A 17,612-nucleotide genomic window follows, 5' to 3' on the forward strand; every position below is an offset into this window, starting at 1 on the left:
TCCAAGAAAAAACAGCGCGCGGATGGGGGGCGCATCCCGGGGCGGAGATGAGCTTTCGTCGATCAGCCGAACAGGATCAGATGCGAGCGCAGGATCGCCCAGACGGTGACCGCGCCATAGGCCGCAAAGCCCGCGAGCGCCCAAAGGTTCAGACGCCGCATCACCGCGGGCAGGGGGGCACGCAAGCTTTCGCGGGTGGCGAAGGGGCTGGCGGCGCCGAGGCCAAGCGCCAGCGCCGTCGCCCCGAAAAGCGGCAGGTAAAAGGCATAGCCGATATAGCCATATTCCGGTTTCAGGATGCAGAACGGACAGTGGTGGTTCGGGTTCTCGTAGATATAAAGCGCGATCGTCGAGACCATGGCGACGAGGGCGGCGCCGAAATAGGCCAGACCCGCCAGCGCGAAAAGCCCGTGCCCGCGTCCGCTGCGCAGCGCGCGGAGGCCGGTCGCCGCCACCAGCCCGCCCGCGATCCCCAGCGCCCATAGCGCGGTTGCCGGATCGACCCCGGCCATCTCGTCGGAGATCCCCGCATTCGTCGGGGTAAAGAGCTTCGAGCAGCAGGAGGTGATGACATCGGTGCGCAGGTTCAGGAAATAGCCGAGCTGCAGCCCGCCCGAGAGCAGCACCAGCGGCGCGATCGCCAGCACGGCCGCATATTTCACCCGTGTCAGCGGATAGTCGCGCCCAAGCCGATCCACGCGGTCAAGCACCAGCCAGACCGCCGCGGCGAAGAAGGTGCCGATCTGCGCGTAAAGCGCCGGAAAGCCGTAGCCGTTCACGTTCAGCGTGCCCACCGCGCACATCGCGCCAACGAAAAGCGCCGCCATCCGATCCGCGTTGAAGATGAACAGGAAGAGGGCCGCCGCCTCGGCCGCCATCACCATCGCGAACAGCGTCGAGACGAGTTCGGTGCGTCGTTCCATCAGCAACTGTCCGCGCGCGCCGCTCGCCAGATCCCAGCGCCGTAACACCGAAAGCCCGAAGCCCGCCGCCCAGAGCGCGACCAGCGCGGCCAGCGCCGAGACCAGAAGCAGCGTCAGGATCGGCGTGTGAAAGATCATGACCTGACCTCGACCACCGTGCCGTCCTGCATCTCGACCACCGCCGTCACCGGTGCGGCCGCGATGATGCGCGGATCGTGGCTGGTCAGGATCACCGTTTTTCCCTCGGCCCGCAGCCCGGCGACGATGTCGAGAAAGCGATGCGTGAGCGCGGTATCAAGGTTCGCCGTCGGCTCGTCGGCGATCAGCACCGGCGCGTCATTGACGAGCGCCCGGGCAATCGCCGCCCGTTGCGTCTCGCCGCCCGAGAGCACCTCGACCGGCATCCGCGCCTTGGCCGCCAGACCAAGCGCCGCAAGCCGTGCCAGCGCCCGGGCTTCGACCGCCGCGCGATCCTCGCCCAGAGGCGCCGCGGGCAGCATCACGTTTTCCAGCACCGACAAGCCGCGGATCAGGTTGAAGCGCTGAAACACGAAGCCGAAGCGGCGCCGGCGCAGATCGGTCAGGAAGCGCTCGGGCAGGCTGGAAATCACCTCGCCGTCGAGCGTGATCCGCCCCGTCGTCGGCCGCGCCATGCAGCCCACAAGGCTCAAGAGCGTCGTCTTGCCCGAGCCCGACGGCCCCATGAACACCGTCACCCCCGCTGCGATCGCAAGGTCGATGCCGTGCAGTGCCGTGACCTGATTGGGGCGGCCCTCGTTATAGGTCTTGGAAACGCCGTGCAGGGAAATCATCGCATCACCGCATCCGGATCGGCCGCCGCCGTGCGCCAGACCGGAACCACGGTCGCGGCGGCATAGGGCAGGGTGGTCAGAAGGAAGAGCGTCACCAGTTGCAGCGCGTCAATGGCGGGCGTCAGGCGGAAGTCGGGATAGATCACCGCCCAGCCCTTCAGCACCGGGGCAAAAAGTGGTGCCCCCGCCCAGAACACATGCGCATAGGCGAACACCGTGCCCAGAAGGAAGGCCGCGCCCGAGACGAGCCCGCCTTCCCAGAGCTTCATCGCGATCACGTCGCGCGTGTCCCAGCCGATCGCCTTCAGGATGCCGATCTCGCGTGCTTCCTCGGCGGAAAGCCCGGTGGCCTTCTCGGCGGCGAAGATCGCAAACGCCAGCATCGCGACAAAGGCCAGCGCCACCATCACCCCCTCACGCCAGTCGAAGAGCTTCTGATAGGTGCGGGCGATGTCCTCGCGGGTGACGAAGCGGGCCGCAGGCAGCGCGGCACTGGCCTTTTCAACCACGGTCGAAAGCTCGCGCGGGTTGCGAACGGTCACGGCGAAATCGGTGAACTGCCCAGCAGGCACATTGAAAAAGCTGCGAAAATCGGCCTCGTTCATCAGCACGAGATCGGCGCTGACCAGCGCCACCTCGGCGCCAAGCGTCCGGGCGATGTCGAAGCGCACCAGATCACCTTCGCGCCGCGACAGGAAAAGCGGCGTGCCCTGCCATTTGAAATCGCGCACCCGCGGCACGGCCTCGCCCACGATCACCTCGCCTGGGGGCGGCACCAGATCGGCGGCAGTGGGCACCATCACCGTGTAATTCGCGCCGCTGATCCGGTCGTAATAATAGCCCCAAAGCCGCCCCTCGGCCTTGGCGACGCCGCGGATCGCCGCGATTTTCGGCAGGTCTGCCGCGTCGATCATCGCCTGCCGGCCAAGGCTGAGGTTCTGCACGATCAGATCGGGGGCACCGGCCAGCGTCGCCTCGGCCTCGCGCCGCAGGCTGGAGGCAAAGAACATCGCCGAGGCGAGCAGGAAGACCACCGTGGCAAAGACCGCGACCAGCGCCAGGTTCTTGATCCGCCGCCGCGCCAAAGCCGCGACGGTGAAATCGAGAAGCGCGCGTTGACGGTTCAGTGCGCTCATCGCAGCTCCTCCGGGGTGAAGCCAAGCGCCGTTTGCCCGAAATTCTCGGGCGGGGCGATCAGGCTGCCCGAAGGAAAGTGTTCGAAAGACAAGGGGTTATCCTGGAAAGCTGTGGCAAGGTCTGCCAGCGCGGGATGGCGGGTGTAGCGAGCCTCGGTGAAAAGCGCGAGATCGGTCAGGCCAAGGGCGCGCACCAGCTGCGCTTCATCCGCCAGACGCGCGGTTTCGCGCGGGGCGGTCAGACGTGCATGAGCGCCCTCGACCCCGGCGAGGGCCAGAAGCGCAGCAAGCGCGCTCAGCACCGGGGTCGCGGGACGCAGGCTCACTCGAACTGACCCGCATCGAGCTTGGCGGGAAGGCCCGCGGGGATTTCCGCGAAGCGGAAGAGATGCTTGCCCGCGTGATCCTTCATGAAATCCGCCGCATCGGCCTCGGTCGCGAGCGGCACGAACTCATGCCCCATCGGGCCGAGCACATCCGAGCCGACGGCAAAGAGCGCCTCGGCGGCCGCGACCTGCCGCACGCCGTAGTAATCGGTCACGCCCATCGTGGCGATCTGATCGCGACTGCGCCCGGCGGCATATTTCGGCACGTCCTCAAGGAATTTGAAGAAGTCTTTCGGGCCGTCGAAGTAGAAGGTCGTGCCATCGGCAAAGACCACCGTCGCGACCCATTCGGGATAGCGGGCCACGAACATGCCGCAGACCGCGCAGGTGTCGCGCGGCCCGGGTTTCGGCAGATCAACCGGTGCAGCATCGGCACGGGCTGGTTGCGGTTGCGCGAAAGCCAGCGTCGAGGCGCCCGCCAGAAGCAGGCTCAACGCGGCCCGGCGATTGAGAGGGGTAATGTTGTACATGTGCATCTCAATTCCCGGCCGTGCCCGAAAACACGGCCGGAATGTTGCAAAAGGTCAATTCGAGCCGGGCATCGTCATGCCCATTTCATGCCGTTTCTCACCCCGGCGCTTGCGGATCATGCCCGTGTCCTTGGCCATTTCGACATAGGCGGCCGTCAGCGCCGCATCTAAATCCACCAGCGTCGCCCCGGTGCTCGCCGCGGCGGCGGCCTCGGCTTTCGCGCGGTCGGCATAGGCCAGTTTCGACACCGCCGACATCGTGCCGGGCTTCGCCGGATCGATCACATAGGTCATCGCCGCGGTATCGGCGAGCGGCTTCATCTCGCCTTCGGCCCCGGCATCGCCCGCGTAAATTGCCTTCGGCCCGGCGTCCATGTTCAGCGCCAGCGAAATCGCCGCGCAATGGATCGAGCAGGTGCCGTCGACGGTGTCGTTTTCATAGACTATCAGATGACGTGCGGCCGGGAACATCGACCGCATCATGCCGCAATAGGGGCAGCGCGGATATTTGCCGAGATCGTCGGTCACGGGATCGGTATCGACCTTGAGGAAACGGGTCAGACCGTTCTCATCGGTCCATTGCATCGGGCTGACCGGTTTTTCGCCCGGGCTCATCGCCATTTCGGCGCGGGCGGGCAGGGCAGCCAGCGGCATAAGCGCGGTGGCAGAGGCGGTGGCGGCAAGAAAATCACGACGTTTCATCGCTGTCTCCAAAACGGAACATGGCAGGGATCAGGGCAGTGCGGGACGGGACCCACAGGGGCGGCGGGGCGGGACGCTGCCCCGCGCGGCCCCCGTCAGAGGTCCGGGGTCACCGGCGGTGCGCGGATCAGGCCGCTGCGCGGCAGGGGCGCGATGAAGGCGAAGGAGATCAGGGTCGCGGGTTCGAGCGCGGCCAGAAGCTGCGGCACGGGCGGCACCAGAAGCGGTGGCTCGGGCGTGGCAAAGGCGCAGACGGCGGCGCTGGCGCAGATCGTGCAGGGGGCATGGCCGCTCGGGTGCTCCACGACCTTGCCCGAGGCGGGGTCGTAAAGCGCCACGCCCTCGCCGGTGCAAAGCTGCAGGAAGCCCGCCCGCGCGCCGGGGCCCAGGTCCGCCAGATCATGCAGCGCCGAGGCGCTGAGATGTTCGGCGAAGAAAAGGCTCTGCAGCGCCAGCGCCAGAACCGCCAGCCACCGGGCGAAAACGCCGGTGGTGAAGCAGATCTGGGGGCGGGCAGGGCGGGTCATCGAGGCTCGTGGTCGCGGGGAACAGGGAACGCAGCAGCCCGTGACAGGCCAGTCTGTGCCTGCCGTTTCCGGGCCGCCATCCTGTCTGGTTACCCGCCATGATCGCCCCGCGCCTTGACCGAGGTCAAGTGTCGCAGGCCGATCCGTCGCGCCCTGTATCCGGCACAATCCGTTGCTTGCAGCGTCCTGCGCGGCAGGGCAGCAAGGGGCATGACGTCACTTTCCGAGAAAAACCATCCCGTCGAGGGCGTGCTGTGGATGCTGGCCACCGGCATCGCCTTCGTCTTTGTCAATGGCATCGTGCGCTATCTGGGCACGGCCTTGCCTGCCGCCGAATCCGCCTTCATCCGCTTCGCCTGGGGGTTGCTGTTTCTGGCCCCGTCGTTGCGGCCGCTGCTGCGCTCGGGCATTTCTCCGCCCCTTTTCAAGCTCTTCGTGCTGCGCGGTGCGCTGCATACCGTGGCGGTGATGCTCTGGTTTTATGCGATGGCGCGGATCACAATCTCCGAGGTGACGGCGATCGGATATCTGAACCCGATCATCGTCACCCTCGGCGCGGGGCTTCTGTTTGGCGAGGGCTTCCGCCCGGCGCGGATGGCGGCGATTGCCGTTGCGATGATCGGCGCGTTGGTCGTGCTCCGGCCGGGGTTGCGCGAGCTCTCGCCTGGCCATCTGGCACAGCTGGGGGCGGCCTTCGGATTTGGGCTCTCCTATCTGGTGATGAAGCGGCTGACGCAGCTCGCCCCGGCCACGACCGTGGTGGCGGTGATGGCGCTGTCGGTCACCATTGGCCTCGCGCCTTTCGCTGCCGCTGTCTGGCAGCCGGTGAACCTGACGCAGGTGCTCTGGCTGGGCGGCGTCGCGGTCTTTGCAACGGCAGGGCATTACTGCATGACCCGCGCTTTTGCCTGCGCGCCAATGACGGTAACGCAGCCGGTGACCTTTCTGCAGCTGGTCTGGGCTACCCTGCTCGGCTGGTCGGTTTTTGGCGAGGCGGTCGATCCCTATGTGATCCTCGGCGGTGCCATCATCCTGGCTGCGGTCATCTTCCTGACCTGGCGCGAGTCGCGGGTCGATCCGGCGAAAGGGCGTATTTGAACCAAGAAAAACCCGAAGCCAAAGGACTCCGGGTTCCGCTTTTCTTGGAAAAAATACGCCTCTTTACCCCTTGGCGGCGGTGCCGCGCGGGTCGATCAGCCGGGCGATCACGCCTTCGCGGGTGATGCGCCGCCCGTCGGTCAGCGCCACGGCGGGGACGGTTTTCAAAAGCTCCATCACCTTGATCACCGGTGTCGAGGGGTCGATCTGCGTGCCCTCTGCGCTGCCGGGTTCGGCCATGTCCTCGGCGGTCAGCACGCCGAGCGGGTTCATATGCGCGACGAATTCGGCGACATAATCATCAACCGGATTGGCGATGATTTCGCGTGCTGTGCCCATCTGCACCAGTCTGCCCCCCTCCATCAGCGCGATGCGGTTGCCGAGCTTGAAGGCCTCGTCGAGGTCATGCGACACGAAGACGATGGTGCGCTTCAGCGTCGATTGCAGTTCGAGCAACTCGTCCTGCAGCTTCGCGCGGATGAGCGGATCGAGCGCCGAGAAGGGCTCGTCCATCAAGAGGATCGGCGCTTCGGTGGCAAAGGCGCGGGCCAAGCCGACGCGCTGCTGCATGCCGCCCGAGAGCTCGCCCACCTTGCGCTCGGCCCAGTCGGTCAGGTTCACGAGCTTCAGTTGCGCATCGACGCGGTCGCGGCGCTCGGCTTTCGACATGCCGCCCAGTTCCAGGCCGAGGCCGACGTTTTCGCGCACCGTCCGCCAGGGCAGCAGGCCGAATTGCTGGAACACCATCGCCACGCGGGTCTGGCGGATCCGGCGCAGGGTCTGCGGATCGGCATGGGTGACATCGACAAGGCCGTTGCCGTCGCTGACCTCGACTTTGCCGCGGCAGACCGGGTTCAACCCGTTCACCGCGCGCAGAAGCGTCGACTTGCCCGAGCCCGAAAGGCCCATCAGCACGAGGATCTCGCCCTCGGCGACGGATAGCGAGCAGTCATGCACCCCAAGAACCTGACCCGTGCGGGCCTGGATCTCGGCGCGCGACAGGCCTTCGTCCATCAGGGGCAGGGCGCGGTCGGGGTGATCGCCAAAGACGATCGAGACATTGTCGAACCGCACCGCGACGCCCGCGGTCAGCTTCGGGTCGGTGATCATATTGGCATGCCTCATTTCGATCCCCCGAAGCGCATCATCCGGTCGAGCACGATGGCGACGACGACGATGATCATCCCCGATTCAAAGCCAAGCGCGGTGTTGACCGAGTTCAGCGCCCGCACCACCGGCACGCCAAGTCCGTTCGCGCCCACAAGCGCCGCGATCACCACCATCGAGAGCGAGAGCATGATCGTCTGGTTCAGCCCCGCCATGATCTGCGGCAGCGCATAGGGCAACTCCACCTTCCACAGCACCTGCCCGGGCGTCGCACCAAAGGCTTTCGCGGCCTCTAGCAGCGGTTGCGGCGTCGTCGACACACCCAGATGCGTCAGCCGGATCGGCGCAGGCAGCACGAAGATCACCGTGGCGATCAGGCCCGGGACCATGCCGATGCCGAAAAACACGATCGCAGGGATCAGATAGACGAAGGTCGGCAGCGTTTGCATCAGATCAAGGATCGGCTGCATCGCAAGGTAAAGCCGCGGCCGGTGCGCGGCGGCGATGCCGATCGGCACGCCGACCGACATGCAGACGACACAGGCCGAAATCACCAGCGTCAGGCTTTCCGTCGTCGGTTTCCAGTACCCCTGGTTGAAGACGTAGAGCAGACCGAAAAGCACGGTCAGCAGGATCGACACGCGGCGCTGCAGGAACCACGAGATGCCAAGGAAGAAGCCGGTCATGATGAAGGGCTGATATTCCGGCGGGTAAAGCGGTGTGTATTCGGCCGCTCCGGTGATCCAGGAAATGTCCAAGGGTGTCGCAAAGATCGCCATGATCCAGTTGATCAGGGTCTCGAAGATCGCGGCCAGATGATCAAAAATGAGCGAGAAGCTGTCGCGCATCCATTCGAAGATGTGCTTCGCCCAGGGGCCGACAGGGATCTTCCACTTTCCGGTAAAAAGATCGGTGCCGCTGTGGCCCGAGATCAGCCCGGTGCCGATCATCAGTCCGGCCAGCTTTTCCAGCACCGTCTTGAGCAGGATGGCGCCGAAAATCGACGCGGCGATGGTGCCGATCAGGCGCATCGTTTGCTGTAGCATGTCGCTTGCCTTGCGTGGTTCGGAAGGCCGACAGGCGGGGGCCCGCCTGTCGGGATCGTCAGGTCAGCGCAAGGCTTACTTCAGGGCCGCGGTCACGGCTGCGAGCCCGTCGCCGCCGTCCTTTGTGGTCACGCCCGCGAGCCAGGGGGCCAGAACTTCCGGATGGGCGGCCAGCCAGTCATGCGCGGCCGTCGGCGGATCGATGCCGTCGTCCAGGATCTTGCCCATGATCTCGTTTTCCATCGCGAGCGAGAATTCGAGGTTCTGCAGCAGTTTGCCGGTGTTCGGGCATTCCGCGACATAGCCCTTGCGGACGTTGGTGTTCACCTCGGCACCGCCGAAATTCGGCCCGAAGACATCATCGCCACCGGTCAGGTAGCTCATCTTGAAATTCGCGTTCATCGGGTGCGGTTCCCAGCCCAGGAACACGACCGGGGTGTTTTCCTTCTCGCCCTTGGCGACGGCGGCCAGCATCCCCTGTTCCGAGCTTTCGACAACCTCGAACCCGCCCAGATCGAACTTGCCCGCGGTGATCATGTCGAGCACCAGACGGTTGCCGTCATTGCCGGGCTCGATCCCGTAGATCTTGCCCTCGAGTTCGTCCTTGTGTTTCGCGATATCGGCGAAATCCTTGATGCCAAGCGCCGCGCCCGCCGCGTTCGTGGCCAGCGTGTATTTCGCCCCGACAAGGTTCGTGCGCACCGTCTCGACCGAGCCGTCATCGCGATAGGGGGCAAAGTCCGCTTCCATCGACGGCATCCAGTTGCCGAGGAACACGTCCACATCACCCGAGGACAGCGCGGTATAGGTCACCGGCACCGAGAGCAGCTTGATGTCGGTTTCATATCCAAGCGCCTGCAGGATCGTCGTCGTCACCGCGGTGGTCGCGGTGATGTCGGTCCAGCCCACATCCGAGAAGGTCACCTTGTTGCAATCGGCCGCGGCAGGAAGGGCGAGCGAAACTGTCGCAGCCCCGGCAAGAAGGAAGGAACGAAGCGTCATCAGGGTCTCCCGTTGGTTGCCCGGTTTACGGTCAGGCTTTTTGTTGATTGACGAGTCAATAAACTTGCCTGTAGCTCCTAAAAGCAAGATCTTTTTTGAGCGGAGTCGCAAAAGACATGCCGAAGCTTGGAGCAGAGCCTATTCGACGGGCGGCTTTGGTGAAAGCCACGATCGAAACGGTGGGCGAGGCGGGATCGCTTGAAGTCACCGTAGCACAGATTGCCCGGCGTGCGGGGATGTCCTCGGCGCTGGCCCATCATTATTTTGGCTCGAAAGAGCAGATCTTCCTTGCCGCGATGCGGGCGATTCTGACGCTTTACGGCGCCGAGGTGCGCGGTGCACTGGCGGCGGCCGAGCGCGCGCCCGAATCGCGGCTGCGCGCAATCATCGCGGGGTCGTTCTCGCCGGGCAGCTTCCGGCGCGAAGCGATCTCGGCCTGGCTGAACTTCTACGTTCTGGCGCAGACCAATCCCGAGGCGATGCGGCTGCTGCGGGTCTATCAGCGCCGCTTGCGTTCGAACCTGCGCCACGAACTGCGGGCGTTGGTGGGGGATCGGGCCGAGACGGTGGCGCGGGGCCTTGGGGCGATGATCGACGGCGTCTACATCCGTGCCGCTTTGGCCGAACATGCGCCGGATCGCGCCTATGCGCTTCAAATCGTGAATGAATATCTGAATCGGGAACTGGAGGTCCGGTCATGAGGGCACAGCCGAAGGCCAGCCATTTCGTCAATGGCACCTGGGTCGAGGACAAGGCCGGGGCCGAGATCGAGGTGATCTTTCCGGGCACCGGAGAGGTGATCGCAATCCTGCACGAAGCCACGCCTGCGGTGATCGAAGAGGCCCTTGCCGGCGCGCAAGCGGCGCAACGCGCCTGGGCGGCGATGAAGCCCATCGAGCGGGCGCGCATCCTGCGCCGCGCCGCCGATCTGATTCGCGCCCGGGGCGCGGAACTGGCGCTGCTGGAGACGCTCGACACCGGCAAGCCGCTGCAGGAAACGCTGGTCGCCGACTGGCCTTCGGGGGCCGATTCGCTCGAATATTTTGCCGGGCTCGCGCCGACGCTGACCGGCGAGACGATCCCTCTGGGCGGCGATTTCGCTTATACGATTCGCGAGCCGCTTGGCGTCTGTGTGGGGATCGGGGCATGGAATTACCCCAGCCAGATCGCCTGCTGGAAGGCGGCCCCGGCGCTGTCGACGGGCAATGCGATGGTGTTCAAGCCTTCGGAACTCACCCCGCTCGGCGCGCTGCAGCTGGCCGAGATCTTCATCGAGGCGGGGATGCCCGCGGGCGTCTTCAACGTCGTGCAGGGCCGCGGGGCCGTGGGCGCCGCGCTGACCACCGATTCGCGAGTGGCCAAAGTGTCCTTGACCGGCTCGGTGCCGACCGGCGCGCGGGTCTATGCGGCGGCGGGCGCGGGGATGAAACATGTGACGATGGAGCTTGGGGGCAAATCGCCGCTGATCGTCTTCGAGGATGCCGATCTGGAAAGCGCGATCGGCGCGGCGATGCTGGGCAACTTCTATTCCTCGGGGCAGGTCTGCTCGAACGGCACGCGGGTCTTCGTGCACAAATCGATCAAAGAGCGCTTCCTGACGCGTCTGGCCGAACGCACGGCTGCGATCAAGGCGGGCGATCCGCTTGACGAGGCGACACAATTCGGCCCTCTCGTCAGTGCCGCGCAACATGCGAAAGTGCTGGGCTATATCGCGACGGCGAAATCCGAGGGCGCGCGGCTTGTCTGCGGCGGCGCCGCGGGCAATGAAGGACCGCTCTTCGTGCAGCCCACGGTCTTTGCCGATGTCACCGACAGCATGACTCTCGCGCGCGAAGAGGTTTTCGGTCCGGTCATGGCGGTGTTGGATTTCGAGACCGAGGACGAGGTGATCGCCCGGGCGAATGGCACCGATTTCGGTCTCGCTGCGGGGGTCTTCACCGCCGATCTGGCGCGCGGCCATCGGGTCATCGCGCAGCTGCAGGCAGGCACGACCTGGATCAACGCCTATAACCTGACGCCGGTCGAGATGCCTTTTGGCGCGGTGAAATCCTCGGGCGTCGGGCGGGAAAATTCCAAGGCCGCGATCGAGCACTACACGCAGGTGAAGGCGGTCTATGTCGGCATGGGGCCGGTCGAGAGCCCCTATTGAGACGCAGGCCGGGGGCTCTGCCCCCGGACCCCCGGCGTATTTGCGCCAAGAAAAAACAGGGTTCAGGCAGAGGGTCGCGCGATGGATGCGGATTATGTGATCGTTGGGGCAGGGTCGGGCGGTTCGGCGCTGGGCTATCGGCTGGCCGAGGCCGGGCATCGCGTGGCGATCATCGAATTCGGTGGCACCGACTGGGGCCCGTTCATCGAGATGCCCGCGGCGCTGTCCTATCCGATGAACATGGGCCGCTACGACTGGGGCATGGGCACCGAGCCCGAGCCGCATCTGGGCAACCGGCGTCTGGTGACACCGCGCGGCAAGGTAATCGGGGGCTCGTCCTCGATCAACGGCATGGTCTATGTGCGCGGCCACGCTTGCGATTTCGACCATTGGGCCGAGCAGGGCGCGACCGGCTGGGGCTATGCTGACGTGCTGCCCTATTTCAAGCGGCAGGAGAGCTGGCACGGCGGCCATGATGGCGCCGATGCGACCTGGCGCGGCTCGAAAGGCCCGCTGCATGTGACCCGTGGCCCGCGCAAGAATCCGCTGTTCCAGCATTTCATCGAGGCGGGGGCGGCGGCTGGCTACCCCGTGACCATGGATTACAACGGCGAGCAGCAAGAGGGCTTCGGCCCGATGGAGGCGACGATCTGGCAGGGGCGGCGCTGGTCCGTGGCCTCGGCCTATCTGCGGCCCGCGATCAAGACCGGGCGGCTGAAGATCGTCCGCGGCCTTGCCCGCAAGGTGGTGATCGAGAACGGCCGCGCCATCGGCGTCGAATATGAAAAGGGCAGCGAGATCAAGGTCTTGAAGGCCAAGGCCGAGGTGATCCTTGCGGCTTCCGCGCTCAATACGCCGAAGCTTTTGATGCTGTCGGGGATTGGCGACGCGGAGCATCTGAAATCGCATGGGATCGAGGTTCTGGCGCATCGGCCCGGTGTCGGCTCGAACCTGCAAGATCACCTTGAAATCTATATGCAATTCGCCTCGAAAGAACCGGTGACGCTGTACAAGTACTGGAACCTCTGGGGCAAGCTGACGGTCGGCGCGCAATGGGTGCTGACGAAGCGCGGCCTTGGCGCCTCGAACCAGTTCGAAGCCTGCGGCTTCATCCGCTCCGACAAGGGCGTCGAATACCCGGACATCCAGTATCACTTCCTGCCGATCGCCGTGCGCTATGACGGCAAGGCCGCGGCCGAGGGGCATGGCTTTCAGGTCCACACCGGGCCGATGCGCTCGAAATCGCGCGGAACGGTGCGGCTGCGCTCTGCCGATGCGCGCGAAAACCCGGAGATCCGTTTCAACTACATGTCGCATCCCGACGATTGGGAAGAATTCCGCAAGGTCGTGCGGCTGACGCGCGAAATCTTTGCCCAAGCGCCGATGACGCAGCATGTGAAGCACGAGATCCAGCCCGGTGCAGCGGTGCAGTCGGATGCGGAAATCGATGCCTTCATCCGCGATCACGCCGAAAGCGCCTATCACCCCTGCGGCACCTCGCGCATGGGGCGGGCGGATGATCCGATGGCGGTGGTCGATCCCGATGCCCGCGTGATCGGCGTCGAGGGGCTGCGCGTCGCCGACAGCTCGATCTTCCCGCGGGTGACGAACGGCAACCTGAACGGGCCCTCGATCATGACTGGCGAGAAGGTCGCTGACCATATCCTCGGCCGTCGTCTGCCCGCCGAGAATGCCCAGCCCTGGATCAACCCGAACTGGCGCACGTCGCAGCGGTAAGATTGGGCCGCGGTAAGCATGATCGGCGCGCGGGCTTGCGTTCGTGTTACGTTCTGTTAACTTCCGCGCATGGTGAAGTGGGTCCTGATCGGGCTTGTGCTGGCGCTCCCGGCACAAGCTGACGTCTTGCTGGGGCATGCGCGCGTGGTCGACGGCGATACGCTGGCGATCGGCGCGCAGAAGGTGCGTTTATTCGGCATCGATGCGCCCGAACATGATCAGCTGTGCAAGGATGCAGAGGGGCAGGATTGGCCCTGCGGGCGCGCGGCGCGGGATCGGCTTGTCGCCCTGACCTCGGATCTTGTGCGTTGCGAGAGCCGGGGACGCGACCGATACGGTCGGCTATTGGGCGTTTGCAGCGCAGGCGGGCGCGATGTGAACGCGGTACTGGTTTCCGAAGGCATGGCCGAGGCTTATCGCAAATACGCGCTCGATTATGTTGCTGAGGAAGGGGCCGCGCGGGCGGCGCATCGCGGCATCTGGGCGGGGGCGCATCTGGCGCCGGAAGCGTTTCGGCATGGGGCGGCGCAAGTCGCGCCCGGGGCGTGCCGGATCAAGGGCAACATTTCGAAAAAGGGGCAGATCTTCCATCTGCCCGGCACGCGCGATTACGACCGCACGAAGATCGACCCGAAAAAGGGCGAGCGCTGGTTCTGCACTGAGGCCGAGGCGCTGGCGGCGGGCTGGCGACCGATGGGCAGCTGATCTCACGCCCGCATCTCACGCCCTCGTCGGTGGACATCCGGCCCGCGCCGTCGCAGCATGGCGCAAACGGCAGGAGGCCTCATGGACGCCAAACTTCGCATCCTTTCCGAACGGCTTTTACGCAAGAAATTCGAGGAGTTGAACGAACGCGACCGGCGCGTTTTACGCCATGTGGCGGAACATGGCACGGTGGCGCGCGATCTGAGCCAGCCCGAGTCCGATCTGGGGGCGCGTGTTGCTGACCGGGTCGCGGCCTTTGGCGGCTCATGGAGCTTCATCGGCCTTTTCGCGCTGGTTCTGGTCGGCTGGGTGCTTCTGAACACCGTGATTCTGGTCACGGCCATCGACCCCTATCCCTTTGTGTTCCTGAACCTGATTCTGTCGATGCTGGCCGCGGTACAGGCGCCCGTGATCATGATGAGCCAGAACCGGCAGGCCGAAAAGGACCGTCTTGCCGCGGCGCATGATTACGAGGTGAACCTGAAGGCGGAAATCGAGATCATGCGGCTGCACGAAAAGCTCGACGACTTGCGGGTGGTGGCGCTTGAGGGGCGGTTTGCGACGCTGGAAGCGCGGCTTGATGCGATTGCGGCGGCGGTGGGGGCTGAGCAAAATCGCGACGGGGGGGCAACTTGACACGGGTCAAGGTGGCGCAAGCGGGCCGGGTCTAGGCTTGAGTCGTAAGAAATGATGACCGGAAAGGGAGAGGCCCATGTCGAACACCCCGCATACGCTGTCCGATGAATTCCCGTTCGAGATGGAAAAGCTGCACGCTTTGAAGGTCTCCAACGCCCATTTTGCCAAGCTTCTGGAAGATTACGACGCGGTGAATGACAAGGTTCATCGGGCCGAAACCAACGTCGAACCGGTCGAACATTTCGCCGAGGTGGACCTGCGCAAGCAACGCGCGCATATCAAGGACGAAATCGCCTACATGCTGCACCATTCCTGACGACCTCCACAGACTGATCGACAAGCCTCGGAGTTTCCGGGGCTTTTCGATATCTGGGGGTCAGGCGATGTCGTAGGGCAGCATGCCGCGGCGGTTCGGATCGACGCGCAGGCGGCGTTCGAGCGGCGGCACCGAGCGCTGGTGGCAGTCCTTGCGTTCGCAGATCCGGCAGGAGATTCCGATCGGCTGATAGGCGCGCGGATTGCCCAGTTCCATGTCGTCGGCATAAACGAGGCCGCGCGCGTGGCTGACCTCGCAGCCGAGACAAATCGCATAGCGCCGCACCGGGGCGGTGAAGCTGCCGCCGGTTTTCGACACGTCGCGGGCAAGGCAGAGATAGCGCACCCCATCCGGCGTTTCGGCCAGTTGACGCAGGAATTTCGTCGGCGTTTCAAAGGCCTGGTGCACGTTCCAGAGCGGGCAGGCGCCGCCGAAGCGGGCGAATTGCAGCCGTGTCGCAGAGTGGCGTTTGGTGATCGTGCCCGCCTGATCGACGCGGACGAAGAAGAAGGGAATCCCCTTGGCGCCGGGCCGTTGCAGCGTCGAAAGCCGGTGCGCCACCTGCTCGATGCTGGCGCCAAAGGCATCGGCGAGGCGCTCCAGATCGTGGCGGGTCTCCTGCGCGGCCTCAAGGAAGGCGCGATAGGGCAAGAGCGCGGCGCCCGCGAAATAGTTCGCAAGACCGATCTTGGCGATCGCCCGCGAGGTCTCGGACTGGAACCGCGCCAAGTCGAGCGTGGCTTCCAGAAGCTCGTTCTGGGTGATCAGCGCAACCTGATGCAGCAGTTGGAACGCCTGCGTCGAGCGGCTGGCATGGGCGGAGATCAGGATACGATCACCCTCGCGCGAGCGAAGCTCGGAGATGTTCGAAAAGTGAACTTCGACGCCCCGGGCGCGCAGGGCATCGCTGGCGCGCAGGATCGGGTCCAACCGCTTGCCATCCGGGCAGGAAAACCGCTCGGCGGCGCGGTCGACGGCATCGATGTAATTGTCACAATAGTGAAAGAAGTCACGGACCTCTTCCCAAGGGCTAACGATCGTCTGCGCGCCTTCGCGGCCCAAGGCTTCATCCAGCGAGGCCAGCCGTTCATGCGCCTGGCGATAGGCGCGGTGCAGTTCCAGAAAGGCGCGGGCGAGCGCAGGTGCGTTCGAGGCGGCAAGCCGCAGATCGGCGAGCGGTGGCGTGCCGCCATCGGCGAAAACCGGGTCCGCCATCGCCTCGCGCATGTCGCTGACCAGACGTTCGGCATCGCCCGCCGACAGCTCGGTGACGTCGAGACCAAACTCCCCCGCCAGCGCCAGCACCACCGCGGCCGAGACCGGGCGGTGATTGTTCTCCATCTGGTTCAGATAGGGCAGCGACACGCCCAGCCGATCGGCAAAGGCCTTTTGCGTCAGCCCAAGCCTTGCGCGCGTCTCGCGCAGTTTCACACCGGCATAGAGTTTTTGCGTGGCCATGATGCCCTCCGCTTTGCAAAGGTTTCGTAGCCTTTGCAAACGACGCTTGCAAGGGGAGGTTGCATTGCTGGGACAAAGCGCCCTAGCTTGGCAAAAGATATGGAGGGGGCATGCGGCGACTTTGGGTCTGATTGTTGGGGCCCGTGCGGCGGCACCTCTGCGCTGCCCCGATCACCCCGACCGGGATCGCGCGGATTACTGAGGTCGCCGCATCACCCAAAGGATCGCCACCACCGACAGCGCGGAGGAGGCGAACATCACCCACAACAGCCGGGACACTTCGACCTCCGGACCAAGCAACGTCGCGGTCAGGCTGGCGAGCGCCGCGCCGGTGCCGATCGTCATCGTCGCGCCAAGTCCCGAGGCGGTGCCCGCGAGATCGGCGCGCACCGACATCAGCCCCGCATTGGCCGAGGGCAGTGAAAGCCCGTTGCCGATGCCGGTGACGCCGACCGCAGTGAAGAAGACGATGGGGCCGAGCACGCCCGCCGCCTTGGCGATCAGCGCCACCGCAATCGCGGCGGTGGCAAGCGTCGTGCCCCAAAGCACCATCCGGTCCATGCCCAGATGCAGCGAAAACCGCCCCGAGACCCAGTTGCCGATCAGATAGCCAAGCGAGGGCAGGGCGAAGAAATAGCCGACCTCGACCGGGGTCAGGCCGAAGGCCTGCTCGCCCACCAGCGCCGCGCCGCCGAGATAGGCGTAGAAAAGACCCGCCGAGGCGGCGGCGGAGAGCGCATAGCCCCAGAACCGGCTCGAGCGCAGCAGGATCGGATAGGCCCGCATCTGGGCTGCAAAGCCAAGCCCGCCGCCCGAGACGGTCTCGCCCATATCGGCCCAGATCAGCCCGAACAGAAGCGCCCCCGAGAGCGCCAGCACCGCAAGGTTGGCCTGCCAGCCGAAAAGCCCGTCCAGCGCGCCGCCGACCGCGGGGCCGATCATCGGCACCACCGACATCCCCATGGTGACATAGCCGATCATCGAGGCTGCCGCGGGGCCGGGAACCATGTCGCGCACGGCGGCGCGCGAAATCACGAAGGCGGTGGCGATGACCGCCTGCACGAAGCGGGCAGCGAGAAAGGCCTGGGCATCGGGGGCAAAGAGGGCCGCAAACGAAGCCAGCGTGAAGATCGCCACGACCCAAAGCAGTAGCGGGCGACGCCCGAAGCGGTCGGAAATCGGTCCGACGACGAATTGCGCCACCGCCGAGGCTGCCAGATAGGCCGAAACGGCGAGCTGCATCAGCCCGTAGTCGACGCCGAAATGCCGGGCCATGCCGGGCAGCGAGGGCAGGAAGATGTTGAGGCTGAGCGCGGCCACCCCGGTCGAAAGCACGAGGGTGACGATATGCGGGGGGGTCTTGCGGTTCAGGAAAGCCATGCAAGGCCGCTAGGCCGCGCGC

19 protein-coding genes are annotated in these 17,612 nt (G+C 65.2%); 7 read left to right on the plus strand and 12 right to left on the minus strand.

The features are described from left to right. Positions 1-62: 62 nt before the first annotated feature. The 7 genes from ACTTAI_RS07275 to ACTTAI_RS07305 all read right to left on the minus strand — a co-directional run bounded on the left by ACTTAI_RS07275 (position 63) and on the right by ACTTAI_RS07305 (position 4,956). Positions 63-1,061, minus strand: a complete 999-nt coding sequence (locus ACTTAI_RS07275; RefSeq protein WP_444455123.1) for a hypothetical protein — start codon at positions 1,059-1,061, stop codon at positions 63-65. Then, positions 1,058-1,735: an ABC transporter ATP-binding protein gene (locus ACTTAI_RS07280; RefSeq protein ID WP_444455124.1), complete on the minus strand. Its 678-nt coding sequence runs from the start codon at positions 1,733-1,735 to the stop codon at positions 1,058-1,060. The genes ACTTAI_RS07275 and ACTTAI_RS07280 overlap by 4 nt, the downstream gene beginning before the upstream one ends. Then, the gene (locus tag ACTTAI_RS07285) at positions 1,732-2,871 is read right to left on the minus strand and encodes an ABC transporter permease (protein ID WP_444455125.1); all 1,140 of its coding nucleotides are present in this window, start codon (positions 2,869-2,871) and stop codon (positions 1,732-1,734) included. The genes ACTTAI_RS07280 and ACTTAI_RS07285 overlap by 4 nt, the downstream gene beginning before the upstream one ends. Next, a complete protein-coding gene (locus ACTTAI_RS07290; RefSeq protein ID WP_444455126.1) occupies positions 2,868-3,197 on the minus strand; it encodes a hypothetical protein in 330 nt (109 codons plus the stop codon). Before ACTTAI_RS07290 ends, ACTTAI_RS07285 begins: the two co-directional genes overlap by 4 nt. Continuing rightward, positions 3,194-3,727, minus strand: coding sequence for a nitrous oxide reductase accessory protein NosL (locus ACTTAI_RS07295; protein WP_444455127.1), 534 nt, complete (start codon positions 3,725-3,727; stop codon positions 3,194-3,196). The genes ACTTAI_RS07290 and ACTTAI_RS07295 overlap by 4 nt, the downstream gene beginning before the upstream one ends. 54 nt (positions 3,728-3,781) lie before the next feature. Further along, positions 3,782-4,429, minus strand: coding sequence for a nitrous oxide reductase accessory protein NosL (locus ACTTAI_RS07300; RefSeq protein ID WP_444455128.1), 648 nt, complete (start codon positions 4,427-4,429; stop codon positions 3,782-3,784). 95 nt (positions 4,430-4,524) lie between these two features. After that, positions 4,525-4,956 carry a hypothetical protein gene (locus ACTTAI_RS07305; RefSeq protein ID WP_444455129.1) on the minus strand — a complete coding sequence of 144 codons (432 nt, stop codon included), beginning with the start codon at positions 4,954-4,956 and terminating at the stop codon, positions 4,525-4,527. Between the two features lie 210 nt (positions 4,957-5,166). Between ACTTAI_RS07305 and ACTTAI_RS07310 the strand changes: the two genes are divergently transcribed. After that, positions 5,167-6,054 carry a DMT family transporter gene (locus ACTTAI_RS07310; protein WP_444455130.1) on the plus strand — a complete coding sequence of 296 codons (888 nt, stop codon included), beginning with the start codon at positions 5,167-5,169 and terminating at the stop codon, positions 6,052-6,054. Positions 6,055-6,117: 63 nt separating this feature from the next. On the opposite strand, the gene choV is transcribed toward ACTTAI_RS07310, so the two are convergent. The 3 genes from choV to choX all read right to left on the minus strand — a co-directional run bounded on the left by choV (position 6,118) and on the right by choX (position 9,209). Continuing rightward, a complete protein-coding gene (gene choV, locus ACTTAI_RS07315) occupies positions 6,118-7,179 on the minus strand; it encodes a choline ABC transporter ATP-binding protein (protein WP_444455131.1) in 1,062 nt (353 codons plus the stop codon). Beyond that, complete coding sequence (choW, locus tag ACTTAI_RS07320; protein ID WP_444455132.1) at positions 7,176-8,207, minus strand: choline ABC transporter permease subunit; 1,032 nt, start codon at positions 8,205-8,207, stop codon at positions 7,176-7,178. Before choW ends, choV begins: the two co-directional genes overlap by 4 nt. Positions 8,208-8,282: 75 nt before the next feature. After that, positions 8,283-9,209 (minus strand): choline ABC transporter substrate-binding protein, encoded by a 927-nt coding sequence (gene choX, locus ACTTAI_RS07325; RefSeq protein WP_444455133.1) that lies wholly within the window; start codon positions 9,207-9,209, stop codon positions 8,283-8,285. A gap of 116 nt (positions 9,210-9,325) precedes the next feature. Between choX and betI the strand changes: the two genes are divergently transcribed. The 6 genes from betI to ACTTAI_RS07355 all read left to right on the plus strand — a co-directional run bounded on the left by betI (position 9,326) and on the right by ACTTAI_RS07355 (position 14,752). Next, positions 9,326-9,910 (plus strand): transcriptional regulator BetI, encoded by a 585-nt coding sequence (betI, locus tag ACTTAI_RS07330; RefSeq protein WP_444455134.1) that lies wholly within the window; start codon positions 9,326-9,328, stop codon positions 9,908-9,910. After that, a complete protein-coding gene (gene betB / locus ACTTAI_RS07335) occupies positions 9,907-11,358 on the plus strand; it encodes a betaine-aldehyde dehydrogenase (RefSeq protein WP_444455135.1) in 1,452 nt (483 codons plus the stop codon). Before betI ends, betB begins: the two co-directional genes overlap by 4 nt. 81 nt (positions 11,359-11,439) lie before the next feature. Next, positions 11,440-13,095 carry a choline dehydrogenase gene (betA, locus tag ACTTAI_RS07340; RefSeq protein WP_444455136.1) on the plus strand — a complete coding sequence of 552 codons (1,656 nt, stop codon included), beginning with the start codon at positions 11,440-11,442 and terminating at the stop codon, positions 13,093-13,095. Positions 13,096-13,164: 69 nt separating this feature from the next. Next, complete coding sequence (locus tag ACTTAI_RS07345) at positions 13,165-13,800, plus strand: thermonuclease family protein (RefSeq protein WP_444455137.1); 636 nt, start codon at positions 13,165-13,167, stop codon at positions 13,798-13,800. Between the two features lie 81 nt (positions 13,801-13,881). Then, positions 13,882-14,436, plus strand: a complete 555-nt coding sequence (locus ACTTAI_RS07350) for a DUF1003 domain-containing protein (protein WP_444455138.1) — start codon at positions 13,882-13,884, stop codon at positions 14,434-14,436. Between the two features lie 76 nt (positions 14,437-14,512). Continuing rightward, positions 14,513-14,752 (plus strand): YdcH family protein, encoded by a 240-nt coding sequence (locus ACTTAI_RS07355; protein ID WP_110805435.1) that lies wholly within the window; start codon positions 14,513-14,515, stop codon positions 14,750-14,752. A 60-nt stretch (positions 14,753-14,812) separates the two neighbouring features. On the opposite strand, the gene ACTTAI_RS07360 is transcribed toward ACTTAI_RS07355, so the two are convergent. Both ACTTAI_RS07360 and ACTTAI_RS07365 read right to left on the minus strand, forming a co-directional pair. Next, entirely contained in the window at positions 14,813-16,210 is a 1,398-nt protein-coding gene (locus ACTTAI_RS07360) for a helix-turn-helix domain-containing protein (RefSeq protein WP_444455139.1), read from the minus strand. 195 nt (positions 16,211-16,405) lie between these two features. Beyond that, entirely contained in the window at positions 16,406-17,590 is a 1,185-nt protein-coding gene (locus tag ACTTAI_RS07365; protein ID WP_444455140.1) for a multidrug effflux MFS transporter, read from the minus strand. Between the last annotated feature and the right edge of the window lie 22 nt (positions 17,591-17,612).

This window comes from Rhodobacter capsulatus (genome assembly GCF_052363175.1).
GTDB lineage: Bacteria > Pseudomonadota > Alphaproteobacteria > Rhodobacterales > Rhodobacteraceae > Rhodobacter > Rhodobacter capsulatus_D.